Raw genomic sequence first — 13080 nt, forward strand, 5'->3', positions numbered from 1 at the left:
CCCATCTTCTTGTTGCGCGATCGATGCCGGTCATCTGGCTTCGCGGGCGGCGCATCCTTCGGTCGAAGGCGATCAGCCCCGGCGCGGGTCCGGTATTGGCTAACGTTACATAAGATGGATTATCGGATTACCGAATGTGGCCGGGGCACATTCCAAACTGGGTTGCGACAAATCCGCTGTCCAATTCACCGGACGCTGGGACTGAACATCTGCCCATATCAATGGCACATTGGGGCCCGAAGATCATCCTGACCTGCCACGGGATTTTTCCTCCACCGTCGATTAGAGTCCGCCCCAACTTGAGGACGGACAATGAAGCGAACGAGATTCACGGACGAGCAGATCATCGGCATCCTGGCCGAGCACGAGGCAGGCGCAAAGTGCGCGGACCTGTGCCGCAAGCACGGCATGTCGGAAGGCACCTTCTACAACTGGAAGGCCAAGTTCGGTGGCATGACGGTGTCGGAGGCGAAGCGGCTGAAGACGCTCGAGGATGAGAACGCCAAGCTGAAGAAGCTACTGGCCGAGCAGATGCTCGATCTCGCCGCGATGAAGGAACTGGTTTCAAAAAAGTGGTGACGCCTGCCGTGAAGCGCGAGGCGGTCGCGCATCTGAAGGCCCGGTTCGGGCTCTCGGAACGGCGGGCGTGCCGGATTGCCGGGGCGGATCGCAAGATGGTCCGCTATCAGGCGCAGCGCGCGCCGGACACGGTGCTGCGCGGGCGGTTGCGGGAACTGGCCAACGAGCGCCGACGGTTCGGCTATCGGCGGCTCTTCGTGCTGCTGCGGCGCGAGGGCGAGCCTTCCGGCATCAACCGGATCTATCGGCTCTACCGCGAGGAAGGGCTGACGGTGCGCAAGCGAAAGGCCCGGCGCAAGGCTATCGGGACGCGAGCCCCGCTCCTGGTCGAGGCGCGACCCAATGCGCGATGGTCGCTGGATTTCGTTCACGACCAGTTCGCCAACGGTCAGCGTTTCCGGGTGCTCAACGTGGTCGACGATGTCACCCGGGAGTGCCTCGCGGCGATCCCGGACACCTCGATCTCGGGGCGCCGTGTGGCGCGTGAACTGACGGCCCTGATCGAGCGCCGCGGAAAGCCGGGGATGATCGTCAGCGACAACGGCACGGAATTGACCTCGAATGCCATCCTGCGCTGGTGCTCCGAACGCCGGATCGAATGGCATTACATCGCGCCGGGCAAACCGATGCAGAACGGTTTCGTGGAGAGCTTCAACGGTCGGATGCGGGATGAACTTCTCAACGAGACCATGTTCCGCAACCTGGCCCACGCCCGGGTCGTAATCGCCGCCTGGGCGGCTGACTACAATACCGAACGCCCGCACTCGGCCTTGGATTACCAAACCCCGGCTGACTACGCGCGGGCCCTGACCACCGCAATCGCCCGCCCCGCTGCGCGAGATGATAGCTCCGCGCGTCGGGCGATTGCTCAACCTGCGCCGATCGGCGTAAACACCAACCGGGCTCCGGTCACGGCTGGATGAAAGACCCGTGGCAGGTCAGCGGGTCCATGATCCAGAAGGATTGTAGGAATAGGCCATGTCATAGGCAGGGGACAGTCGCCAGGCTCCGGATCGGTCCATGAGGAAGGAGATATTCTTGACGTGGTCATCCTGGTTCCGGGCGAAGACGTTGAAGACGGCACGCTTGTACTGCTGCTCCACCACATCCAGCCCGAGCCCGAGCCCCCTGATCGTCAAGACCGCCTGCTCGTAGGAATAGGCGGCGGGGTCGTTGAAATCGAAGTGCTGCATCGCGCCGAGCGATTGCACGTGGACCTTTCGCCCCCGCCCGTCGCGGTCGAACCGACGTGTCATGAAGTGGCTTCGGCGGCCCTCGTGGTGAAGCCTGCATTCCGACATGTCGATGCCCGCTTCAGTCGCCATCAGGTAATATGCGTACTCGATCTTTCCGAAGCCTTGCGGGTCGGCGAGTTCCTTGTCGCGGTTGTTGGAAACGCCGTCGAACTTCAAGAGCCAATGCTCGTATCCTTCGTCGACTCTGACCTGGCCGGACCTGAACTCTCCGGTTTCCCGGTTCCAGGCGAGCACGGCCTTGGCGCGTGCGCCACCCGCCGAGGTCCCGACGCTCAGGATATCTTCCAGCGCCTCGGCGTCGTTTTCTTCCCCGAGCCTGCCGGCAAGGTTCTCGCGCTCACTGAGAACCCTGTTGGCCAGGTCGACCAACTGGGCCACTTCCAATTTCTTCGATCGGGTTGCCTTGCGGATGGTCGGCTCGAACTCCAACGCCCCGATCCCCCGGTTGCCGATGTAGCAAAGCCGGTCGACCGGGCTGAACCGGTCCGCGCTGCGACCCGTTTCCGCAAGCCACGCGTCGATCAGCCGGTTGCCGAACTTGTCCGGCAGCGCGTCGGCCAGCATGCCCGGCAATCCCTTGAAGGTTTCCCTTCGAAGGGCGGGAAATTCGTAGGGTGCTTCCCGGACTGGCATTTTCAGGGGCGCGACCTTGATACCGGCGCCCACGAAGTCCGGATCGTACTGAAAGATGCCGAGCGCGCGCGCATCGTCCCAACTCACGGCACCGATGCGGCGACCCCACAAGATTATGCTCGCGTCAGTCATCTGCGTCGTCGCCCCAAGTCCATGTCGTTTTCCGGGGGCGTTCCGAGGCCGGGCTCGCCCTACGACGCTCGCTCCCCTTCTGCGAGACGCGTTCAATTGGCCGGATATCTCCTTCTGGTAAGGCTGAGAGGATGGCCTCCTCCAGCTCGAGCGCCGTGGAAACGCGAAGGAAGGTGTCCAGGGTCGAAGGATCCCCCGCCTCAAGGCGACGCAGGGTGCGCACCCCGATGCCCGCCTTTTCGGCGAGGTTGGCCTGGGTCACGTTGCGGGCGAGACGCAGGCGCGCGAGGCGCTGCCCGATTTCCTGTTCGATCTGTCGAGATGTCGCCATATTATCCTTAAAGGCCCGAAGATGCCGGTTAATCCGGATACTTCCAATTAAGGGTCATATATGGCCCTTTGTATCAATATTTGTCAATAGGATGCATGTGACCTCTTGAAATAGTATTATAGATTTAAAGGTCGTATGTGGCCCTTTATCGAGACATCACAGTGCTGTGCTACTCGAAAAATGGGCCCAAGGGCATCTGTAAACGGTCGCTGCGGTGCAGATCGGCCATCATCGCGTCGATCACCGGCTCCTGCAGGTGCGCGGCCCGCCCGGACCATTCCGCCAGCATCGTACGGTCGAGCTTGATCCCCTTGCGGCGATAGATGTCCGGGCCTTCGCCTTCTTCAAGGGCAACCGCGTCGAAGATCTGAAGATCGAGGCGCCGGATGTTCCGACCTTGTGCAGTGCGCGACCCGCATGGGTGAAAATCACGCGTTAGAGCCGCCCGCCGTAGAGGCCATGGTGTTCGAGCGCTGCATTCTCGATCCGAACGCGCCACCAGATCATCGCCGCGTTGAGCAGGCTGAACACGAGTGCCACCTGCCACAGACCAAGCACCAGCGGCGTGACCGCGATTTCCGCCACCACCAGCGCATAGTTCGGATGCCGCATCAGCCGGTAGGGCCCGCGGCGCACCAGCGGCGCATCCAGCACGATGATCCGCGTGGTCCATCGCGCCCCGAGGCTTGCAAGGATCCAGACGCGCAGCGCCTGAAGCCCGAGCCAGACCGCCAGCCAGCCCGGCGCGACCGCCGCATCCCGGCCGAACCAGGCGAGGCTGAGGATCCAAAGCGTATGCTGCGCGACCATCAGCGGGTAATGGCCCGCGCCATATTCCCGTGCGCCCCGGGCCAACAGCCGGGCGGTGTTGCGCCTTGCCAGCGCCAGTTCCGCCAGCCGCTGCGCGATGACCACCGCGATGAAAAGCAGCGCGCCCGGGTTCAGGCCCGGGGCCAGCGCGGGGGTCATCGCGGCGGTCATGCCGCGACCTGCGCAGCAGCCGGCACGTTCAAAGGCAGAAAAGCCGCGCTGAAGCCGGGCCCGAGGGCGCAGGCCATCATCTGCCCGCTCTGGCCGTTGCGCAGCACCTGATCGAGCACGAAGATCACCGTCGGGGCCGACATGTTGCCGTGATCGCGCAGGACCGCGCGCTCGGCGTCGAGACTGCCCTGCTCCAAGTGCAAGACTTGCTCAAGCGCCTCGACCACCCGCGTGCCGCCCGGGTGGCAGACGAAACGGTCGACCCCGTCGCGCGCCAGCCCGGCCCGGTCCTGCGCTACCTCGGCCACCTGCGCGAATTCGCTGCGCACGAAGGCCGGGATCGAGCGGTCGAACACCACGCCAAGGCCGTGATCCTCGACCTCCCATCCCATGATGGGCAAGGTGTCGGGCCAGGTGTGCTGATGTGGCGTGCCAAGGGTTATGGCGGGACCGGCGGGCGTTTCGGTGGACAGGCAGAGCGCGGCGGCGCCGTCGCCGAACAGCACGGTGGCGACGATGTCGGCCTTGCGCAGGTTTTCCGTCTTGAAGGACAGGGTGCAGGCCTCGACCACGACCACCAGCACCTTCGCGCCCGGCTGCGACAGCGCCAGCCGCCGCGCGACGATGGCGCCCGACACCCCCCCCGCGCAGCCAAGCCCGAAAAGCGGCACGCGCAGCACATCGTCACGAAAGCCCACCCGTCCCAGGGCCTGGGCCTCAAGCGTCGGGGTCGCGACGCCGGTCGAAGACACCGTGACCACGCAATCGACCTCGGCCGCCAGCCAGCCCGCGCCCGCCAGCGCCTTTTGCGCGGCGTCGACGAACAGCTCTGTCGCCCCCGCCATGTAGCAGGCATTGCGTTCGGCCCAACCGTGCGGGCTGTCGAACCAGCTCATGGGCACAACGGAATGGCGCCGCTCGATGCCGGAGGTTTCGAATGCCCCGGCCACGCGGTCGAACTGCTGGAACCGGGGGGAAAGAAGGCGCTGAGCGTTGCGGGCGACTTCCTTCTGCTCCAGCGTATGGGGGGGAACCGCCGTGGCGGTCGCATGAAGATAAACGGGCACAACAAGACCTTCCTGAAGGGGAGTTCGACCAGATGTATGTCTCATCAACGTCTGGCGGCCCCAAATAGTTTCAATCGCAGGACGGCGCGGCGGGGTGTGGCCCGTCGAGGCTATGGCAACGGGCCGGTGCCGCGAGGCCGCACGAACGACCGGGGGGGTGCCCCCCCTGCCCTGTTTCGCCGCCGGCGGCAGAAGTTCGGTGATGCGGCGCAGGTTGATCCGGCGGTTCGCCTCGTTCGGCCCTTAGGGCTGCTTGATCTGGTGCTGGCTGTGTGCCGCGAACCGCCAGCGCCCGCTGTGCCGCCGCCGCGCTCTGTGCTAAGTGAAGGGGGGGCGCAAACCCCAATCCTCGTCCCGGATGACATCCCGACCATCGCGGCGCATCAGGCGACATCGCCAAGACCGGAGGGCCATTCCATGACGTCGGACCCGATCCCGGCCGCGCGCGGCAAGGCGCCTGCGGACCCGTCATTGCGCCGCGCACTGACCCTTCCGCTGCTTACGCTTTACGGGCTGGGGGTCACGGTTGGCGCCGGGATATACGTTCTGATCGGCGCGACCGCGGCGGATGCCGGGCCCTATGCCTGGGCCGCCTTCCTGCTTGCCGCGATCGTGGCGGCGTTCACCGCGTTTTCCTATGCCGAACTGGCCACGCGCTATCCGGTCAGTGCCGGGGAATCCGCCTATGTCGAGGCCGGCTTCGGCCGCGCCAACCTTGCCACGGCGGTGGGGGCGCTGGTCGCGGCGTCAGGGCTGGTTTCGGCCTCGGCGATCACGGTCGGGGCCTCGGCCTATCTGGGCGGGCTGACCGGGGCGCCCGCACCCGCCCTGATCGTGGGCATCGTTGCCGCGATGGGGTTGCTGGCGTGGTGGGGGATCACGCAATCGGTCACGGCGGCGGCCATCGTCACGGTGATCGAGATCCTCGGGCTGGTCTTTGTGATCGTCTGGGGGTTCGCGGTGTCCGAGCGGCTTGGCGTCCCGGCGGCGGCGCTTGTGCCGCCTTTGCTGGGCGGACATTGGGCGGGCATCGTCGGAGCGACGGTGCTGGCCTTCTTCGCCTTCATCGGCTTCGAGGACATGGTGAATGTCGCCGAAGAGGTCGAGAACCCGCGCCGGACCTTTCCACGGGCCATCATCTACACGATTACCTTGGCGACGGCCCTCTATGTCGCCACCTGCATCGCGGTTCTGGTGAGCGTTCCGCTGTCGGCGCTGGCGGGATCTTCGGCGCCCCTGACGCTGGTGTTCGCGGGCGCCCCCGATTGGGTGCAGGCCGGGTTCGCGGCAATCGCCGTGGTGGCCACGCTCAACGGGGTGTTGATCCAGATGATCATGGTCTCGCGGGTGATATACGGCATGGCGGACCGGGGCCTGTTGCCCAGCTTTGTCGCGCAGCTTTCACCGCGCACCCGCACGCCGTCCGTTGCCACCGCGATCGTCGCCCTTGGCATCCTTTGCCTGAGCCTCTTTCTGCCGATCGCGCGTCTGGCCGAATGGACGTCGCAGATCGTGCTGGTGGTCTTCATCTGCGTCAATCTGGCATTGATTGCGCTCAAACGCAGGCCGCCGCCTGTGGGCGGCCATTTTTCGGTGCCCGTTCTGGTGCCGTTTTGCGGGTTTCTCACCAGCGCCGGATTGCTGGTCAGCTCACTGATGTAAGGTCGGCGGGGCGGGCTTTGACGCTCGCGTCAACGCAATGGCCGGGGGCCGGATGCCCCTGCGGCAGGGTCATCGGTCACGGGTTGACCCCGAACAGCCGACCCACGCCCGCGGTGATCGCCATCGCAAACACCCCCCAGACGACCACACGGACGGTTGCCCGCAGCATCGGCGCCGCGCCCGCCTTCGCGCCCAGAGCGCCGAGAGCGGCCAGGGTGAGGATGGTGACCACAAGGACCACCGGGATGATCATGCCGGCGGGCGCCGCGAAGGCCGCCACAAGGGGAACCGCCGCCGCGACGCTGAAGGTCAGGCCGGAGGCAAACGCGGCCTGCAGCGGATTGGCCTGATGCAGCTTCGACAGCCCGAGTTCGTCGCGCACATGCGCCCCGAGGGCGTCTTTCTCGGTCAATTCCTTGGCGACCAGATTGGCGGTCGCATCGCTCAGCCCGCGCTCGCGGTAGATCGCGGCGAGTTCGGCGAGTTCCGCCTTCGGCAGCTCCTGCAATGCGGCGGATTCCCGGGCGATATCCGCACGTTCCGTATCGGATTGCGAGGAGACCGACACATATTCGCCCGCTGCCATCGACATCGCCCCCGCCGAAAGCCCGGCGATGCCCGCGACGACGACGCTGGCGGGGCTTGAATGGGCGGCGGCGACCCCGACGATCAGCGAAGAGACCGAGACCACACCGTCATTCGCCCCAAGGACCGCCGCGCGCAGCCAGCCGCTGCGCGTGATGTAATGCGGGTCGCCGGGATGTGCGGTGGCTTTGGGCATGTTGGTATCCTCCAGTGCCGTGCGCGCCCCTGACCTTGATCGATCCCGTGGACGGTGTGCCAATGATCGCATGCCACAGCGCGCACGGCAACCGCCTTCGCCCTGCGAAGGAGTCAGCGGGCGGATGCCGGATCGGCGCCGCCAGTCCAACCCGGCTGCCGGTCCAACCCGATTGTGATCGCGCCGCGAGCGTGGGATCGGCAACGTTGATTGACGACGGGTCGCGGCCCGCTTTATCGCTGACCGCGTGCAAGACCCCCCCTGGCAGGCGCGATGGCCGCAGGGCCGGTCTGCAATCAGAACGATGAGGATCCGGAAAACCCGATGCCAAGCATGATGCGCCGCCTTCCCGTTTCACTGGCCCTTTGCGGGCTTGTTCTGGCGGGCGGTTTCGCGGCGCCACCGGCGCGGGCCGGGGTCGCGTCCACGGCTTCCGGTGCGGCGGGTCAGGCGCAACCTGCCGCTCAGGTCACGCCGCACGGCCTTCCCGGTGCGCCTTCGGCGCCCGTCCTGCCGGATGTGGCAAGCTATGTGCTGATGGACATGCAAACCGGCACCGTCATCGCCGAAAAGGGGGCGATGCTGCCGCGCGCCCCCGCCAGCCTGACCAAGCTGATGACGGCCTATCTGACCTATCAGGCCATCGCGGATGGAAAGCTGAAACCGGATCAGGACGTGCCGGTCAGCGTCGCCGCCTGGAAGGCCGGCGGCTCGCGCATGTTCATCGCCCCCGGCATGACGGTGACGGTCGACCAGTTGCTGCATGGGCTGGTCATCGATTCGGGCAACGACTCGGCGGTCGCACTCGCCCAGGCGGTGGCTGGCACGCAGGACGCCTTCGTCCAGCGCATGAATGCCGCAGCGGAGAAGCTGGGCCTCACCGGGACGCATTACAGCAATGTCTCGGGGCTGCCGGATCCGGGCCTGCAGACGACCGCGCTAGACGTGGCGAAACTGTCGCGGGCGATCCTTCTGGAATACCCGGGGATCCTGCAGATCTCGGCGCAGAAACACTATACGTTCAACAAGATACGTCAGCGTAGCTGGAACCCCGTATTGTTCCGGGATCCGTCGGTGGATGGGCTGAAGACCGGGCTTACCGATGCCGCCGGGCACAGTATCGACGCGACCTCGCTGCGCAACGGCAGCCGTCTGATCGCGGTGGAACTGGGGGGGCCGAGCTGGGCCTCGGGCACCTCGGCGATCGAGGTGCTTCTGGATTACGGCTATCAGTTCTTCCAGGACGCGCAGATCGCGAAGGCCGGGGCGCCGCTGGGCGAGATGACGGATACGCATGTCACCCCCGAAAGGATCGCTGTTGGAGCGGCGAAGGATCTGGTGCTGACGGTGCCGTCGGATTCGCTGAAATCGATCAAGACGAGCCTGCATCTTGCGCCCAACCCGCCGCAGACGCTGCCCAAGGGCACGCCGGTCGGGACGATCAGCTACAGCCTTGCCGGCACGGTGCTGGCGACGGAGCCGGCGGTCACCCTGAGCGCTGCCCATCCTGCCGGGTTCGTGACGCGCATGATGCGGCGCCTGAGCAGCTCACTCTAGCCGGGGCCACGCCTGCCGGTTCCCGCCGCCGCCCGGCGCCGGGGGCCGTCATCCTCAGCGCCATGCGGCGTTGAAAAAAGCCCGAAACCCCCTATCATGTCATCAAGCCAAGCCGTTCCGATGGCGGTGTTGGCGGACAACCTGCCCGCCAGGGTGAGGTTATCCCTAGTAGGTTTTCGCCATAGACTGTCAGGACACTGCGCCCGCCGCTGTCCGATCGGCTGGATTTCCGTTTTGGATTTTCACGGGTATCGCCGACTCTGATGGCATGAAAAATCTGACCCTCGATACTCACGCCCCCCTTACGGTCGGTGCGCATCTGTCCTCAGCGGCAAACCCTCGGGCGGTGCTGGTGCGCCTGGACGCCCGCAGCATGTCGAAGGCGAAAGGGACGCGCGCCCATGATTTCCGGTTGGGCAACAAGATCCCGAAATATGTCGACCGGAGCCGGAGCCATCTGAACAGCACGCTCATACCCCTGCGCCCCCTGTTCCAGATCCGGGACGAGAACGCGAGGCTGCGCGAGCGGGCCGGACGGCAACGGGCGATGAAGTCGAACGCCGCCGTGGTTTCCGCGGCGCTCATCGCCTTCGGGACCGAGGCGGCGAAGCTTTTTGAGACGCTGCCGCCCGAGACGCAGGATGCCGCTTTTCTTGCCTTGGCTCAGGCCATCGCCGCCCGGCTGGATACGGCGCTTGAATCTCTGGTGGTTCACCGCGACGAAACCGCCCTGCACGCCCATTTCATCCTGCGCGGTTACACCGAGACGGGGTTGGCGCTGAGTGACACGATGAAGGCCGGAACGACCTCGGAGTTGCAGGATATCGCGGCGGAGGTGATGGCGCGTTTTCATCCGGGGATCGAGCGCGGCCACCGCAAGCGCGATCGTCTGGCGGCAGGTGCTGCGTATTCCGACACGCTCCACCGCAGCGTGCGGCAGTTGCACCAAGACCTGCCTGCCGAGATCGAGGCACGGCAGATCGAGGTGAGGGAACTGCAGGCCGAGAAGGCCGAACTTGTCGCTTCGAACGAGGCGGAAATAGCCCACTTGGCCAAATTGCAGGCGCGCGTCGACCTCTTCGAAAGGGAAGAGAAGAGGTTGCGGGCTTACGAGGCCCGGCTTGCGAAGAGGGAAGAGGAAACGGCGCGGCAGCGATCGGAAGCGGAGAAGATGACCCGATTGGCACGCGAAAGGCTGGAAGCCGCGGAAAGGATGCACGTGGCGTTCGAGACGGCGCGGGCGGGTCTCGAGAGCGTGGTTGGCGAGATCGACGCCGGCACGATGCGGGTGAATGAGAACGGAAAGATCATACTGAACAACCATGCGCCCCTGCATGCGATGCCGAAGACATTGCTCGACGGGTTGATGCCGTCCATGATCCGCCTTGTCCGACTGATCGACGAGACCGACAAGCAGGCAGCGGGGCTGGATCGAATGATGTCCCGGGTGAAAGAGTTTCTGGGACGAGACGACCTTACCCAGGATGCCCGTCGCGATGCCGAGGACCTGTGGCGCGATTGGGGGCCGCAGTGAGCAGCAGACCTTTGCGAGCGATCGCGCAAGCTGCATGCGTCCGAACAGAAGATCGGGTTCGTTCTGAGCGGTCTTCGTGGCACTGCACACCCGCCACAGCGGTTCACCACCCACGCATTTCCCGCCCAACGTGAATTGACTCGGCGCCGGTGCCGGGGTGACGTGGAGGCTATGGGAGACTTTCTGCAAATGGCATTGACGGTCGCGGCCTTGTCGCTCGCCGCCGTTCCTGCTGCTGTCGGGCGCCAATCCGCACGGCACCTATGCGGTCCTTCCCGGTGTCGGACATCTCGGGCTGATCGGGGCGCCCGACGCCCTGGCGCGCATGCGAGCATTCCTGGAAACCTGATCTCGGGGGTCGTTGCCGATGAAATCCTTCCTGCGCGCCGTCAGCCTTCTGCTGTCCGATCTGGCCTCGACCTTCCTCTTTCTCGCGGTGCTGCTGGCCAGCCATGACATGCCGATGGCGATCCTTTCGGGCATGGTTCTGGGGGTGGTGCAGATCGTCTGGCTGCGGCGGGGCGGGCGGCGGGTCGAGACGATGCAATGGCTCAGCCTCGGGCTGGTGCTGGGGTCGGGCGGGGTGGCGCTGATGACGGGAGATCCGCGCATCGTCATGCTCAAGCCCAGCCTGATCTACCTCATCGTCGGCTCGGTGATGCTGAAACGCGGCTGGATGCTGCGCTACATGCCGCCCGGCGTGCAGGATCTGCTGGGCGACGTCACCGTGATCTTCGGCTACCTCTGGGCCGGGCTGATGTTCTTCTCGGCGGTGCTGAACGTGGCGCTGGCACTGACGCTGGCGCCCGCGCACTGGGCGCTGGTGATGTCGGTCTATGGCGTCGCCAGCAAGCTGGGGCTGTTCCTGACCCACTTCGCGGCGATGCAGATCGTGGGCTTCTCGCGTGGCCGCCGCCGCGCACTGGCGGCCAGAGCTGCATCGGGCGCCGTATCGGGCGATATGCCAAACCCGGCGCTGCGACCGCAAGACCGGCCCTGATCGGATCGGCGGTGCCCAGCCTTCGGCCTTGCCAGAACCGCCAGATCCCCATGACGACAAGGGGAAATCTTTCGCATCCCTCGGCGATCCATTTCGGCCCGCCCGCCCTTGCGGAATAGTTTCTCGCAGGCCATTGCTGCCGACCCCGGCAGTGACCATGTTCAATTTGGCACTCCTGTATGGCGAGTGCCAAAAGCTTCCCGAACACCGCCATGCTCCCTGCAACCAATTCTAAGGAGCGCTTCCGTGATGTTCACACCCCTGCATGACCGGGTCCTCGTCCGTCGCATCGAAGGTGAAGAAAAGACCTCTGGCGGACTCATCATCCCCGACACCGCCAAGGAGAAACCGCAGGAAGGCGAAGTCGTTGCAATCGGCGCCGGCGCCCGGAACGAGGACGGCAATCGCATCGAGATGGATGTCAAGGCCGGCGACCGGATCCTGTTCGGCAAATGGTCCGGCTCCGAGATCAAGCTTGAGGGCGAAGACCTGCTGATCATGAAGGAGAGCGACATCCTCGGCGTCATGGCCTGACCCTCGCCGAGACTCGCATTCCCCCGAGTGCGAAACCCGGTCAGACGGAAACGATCTGATCTTGGGATTTCGTGCAACTCATTGAATCAGATCAAGATCCCTTTTCAGGTTGAGCCAATCTGAAACGATCTTGATCCAGGAGCGCTCCATATGTCCTCTAAAGAAGTCAAGTTCGGCACCGACGCCCGCGACCGCATGCTGAAAGGCATCGACACGCTCGCCAACGCGGTGAAGATCACCCTCGGCCCGAAGGGCCGTAACGTCATCCTCGACATGTCCTGGGGCGCGCCGCGCATCACCAAGGACGGCGTGACCGTCGCCAAGGACATCGAGCTCTCAAATCCCTTTGAAAACATGGGCGCGCAAATGGTCCGCGAAGTCGCCTCGCGCACCAATGACGAAGCCGGTGACGGCACCACGACGGCCACGGTGTTGGCCCATGCCATCGTCAAAGAGGGCATGAAATCGGTCGCCGCGGGCATGAACCCGATGGATGTCAAACGCGGCATCGACAAGGCGGTCGCGACCGTCGTCGCCGAGATCAAGGCGATGTCCCGCCCCGTCGGCGACACCGACGAAATTGCCAAGGTCGGCGCGATCTCTGCCAACGGCGAGGCCGCCATCGGTCGGCAGATCGCCGAGGCGATGCAGAGGGTCGGCAACGAGGGTGTCATCACCGTCGAGGAGAACAAGGGACTGGAGACCGAGACCGAAGTGGTCGAGGGCATGCAGTTCGACCGCGGCTATCTCAGCGCCTATTTCGTCACCAACCCGCCCAAGATGACTGTCGAGCTTGAGGATTGCGTGATCCTGCTGCACGAGAAGAAGCTTTCGTCGCTGCAGCAGCTGGTGCCGCTGCTGGAAGCAGTGATCGGGGCCAACAAGCAGCTTCTGATCATCGCCGAGGACATCGAGGGCGAGGCTCTGGCAACGCTGGTGGCCCCCTGTGTCAGAGATGTTGTCGCGGGCTCTCATTCTGAAAGTATAGTGTGAGGGTGGCGGGATAGGATGACGACTTGGCGTACTCACCGGA

Annotated in this window: 11 protein-coding genes and 2 pseudogenes; 7 read left to right on the top strand and 6 right to left on the bottom strand. The window is 64.9% G+C overall.

Annotation, left to right across the window (positions count from 1 at the left end; translation table 11 throughout):
* Positions 1-312: 312 nt before the first annotated feature.
* A protein-coding gene (locus BLV97_RS15990) for an IS3 family transposase (RefSeq protein ID WP_092164144.1) occupies positions 313-1502 on the top strand; the annotation gives its coding sequence in 2 pieces (ribosomal slippage) (positions 313-565 and positions 565-1502; 1191 coding nt in all).
* 15 nt (positions 1503-1517) lie between these two features.
* Here BLV97_RS15990 and BLV97_RS15995 read toward each other — a convergent pair.
* From BLV97_RS15995 to BLV97_RS16015, 5 genes and pseudogenes are all read right to left on the bottom strand, one after another.
* Positions 1518-2600, bottom strand: a complete 1083-nt coding sequence (locus tag BLV97_RS15995) for a type II toxin-antitoxin system HipA family toxin (protein ID WP_051645950.1) — start codon at positions 2598-2600, stop codon at positions 1518-1520.
* Positions 2593-2931: a helix-turn-helix domain-containing protein gene (locus BLV97_RS16000; protein ID WP_035840509.1), complete on the bottom strand. Its 339-nt coding sequence runs from the start codon at positions 2929-2931 to the stop codon at positions 2593-2595. The genes BLV97_RS15995 and BLV97_RS16000 overlap by 8 nt, the downstream gene beginning before the upstream one ends.
* A gap of 193 nt (positions 2932-3124) precedes the next feature.
* A pseudogene (locus BLV97_RS20880) lies at positions 3125-3259 on the bottom strand (IS66 family transposase); the annotation flags it as partial.
* 107 nt (positions 3260-3366) lie between these two features.
* Positions 3367-3912, bottom strand: coding sequence for an isoprenylcysteine carboxyl methyltransferase family protein (locus BLV97_RS16010; protein ID WP_244521046.1), 546 nt, complete (start codon positions 3910-3912; stop codon positions 3367-3369).
* Entirely contained in the window at positions 3909-4979 is a 1071-nt protein-coding gene (locus BLV97_RS16015) for a type III polyketide synthase (protein WP_035840515.1), read from the bottom strand. The genes BLV97_RS16010 and BLV97_RS16015 overlap by 4 nt, the downstream gene beginning before the upstream one ends.
* Before the next feature lie 417 nt (positions 4980-5396).
* On the opposite strand from BLV97_RS16015, the gene BLV97_RS16020 reads away from it, so the two are divergent.
* The gene (locus tag BLV97_RS16020; RefSeq protein ID WP_051645952.1) at positions 5397-6641 is read left to right on the top strand and encodes an APC family permease; all 1245 of its coding nucleotides are present in this window, start codon (positions 5397-5399) and stop codon (positions 6639-6641) included.
* A 76-nt stretch (positions 6642-6717) separates the two neighbouring features.
* Here the strand turns inward: BLV97_RS16020 and BLV97_RS16025 are convergent, their stop codons facing one another.
* The gene (locus tag BLV97_RS16025; RefSeq protein WP_035840518.1) at positions 6718-7422 is read right to left on the bottom strand and encodes a VIT1/CCC1 transporter family protein; all 705 of its coding nucleotides are present in this window, start codon (positions 7420-7422) and stop codon (positions 6718-6720) included.
* A 324-nt stretch (positions 7423-7746) separates the two neighbouring features.
* Here BLV97_RS16025 and BLV97_RS16030 point away from each other — a divergent pair, with 324 nt between their 5' ends.
* The 5 genes and pseudogenes from BLV97_RS16030 to groEL form a co-directional block, all read left to right on the top strand.
* Entirely contained in the window at positions 7747-8979 is a 1233-nt protein-coding gene (locus tag BLV97_RS16030) for a D-alanyl-D-alanine carboxypeptidase family protein (RefSeq protein WP_035840534.1), read from the top strand.
* Between the two features lie 268 nt (positions 8980-9247).
* Positions 9248-10513 (top strand): plasmid recombination protein, encoded by a 1266-nt coding sequence (locus BLV97_RS16035; protein ID WP_092164145.1) that lies wholly within the window; start codon positions 9248-9250, stop codon positions 10511-10513.
* A gap of 367 nt (positions 10514-10880) precedes the next feature.
* Positions 10881-11513, top strand: coding sequence for an inner membrane-spanning protein YciB (locus BLV97_RS16040; RefSeq protein ID WP_051645954.1), 633 nt, complete (start codon positions 10881-10883; stop codon positions 11511-11513).
* Positions 11514-11759: 246 nt separating this feature from the next.
* The gene (gene groES, locus BLV97_RS16045; RefSeq protein WP_035840542.1) at positions 11760-12047 is read left to right on the top strand and encodes a co-chaperone GroES; all 288 of its coding nucleotides are present in this window, start codon (positions 11760-11762) and stop codon (positions 12045-12047) included.
* A gap of 150 nt (positions 12048-12197) precedes the next feature.
* Positions 12198-13001, top strand: a pseudogene (gene groEL, locus BLV97_RS16050) (chaperonin GroEL); the annotation flags it as partial.
* Between the last annotated feature and the right edge of the window lie 79 nt (positions 13002-13080).

This window comes from Allgaiera indica (assembly GCF_900106675.1).
Classification (GTDB): domain Bacteria; phylum Pseudomonadota; class Alphaproteobacteria; order Rhodobacterales; family Rhodobacteraceae; genus Acidimangrovimonas; species Acidimangrovimonas indica.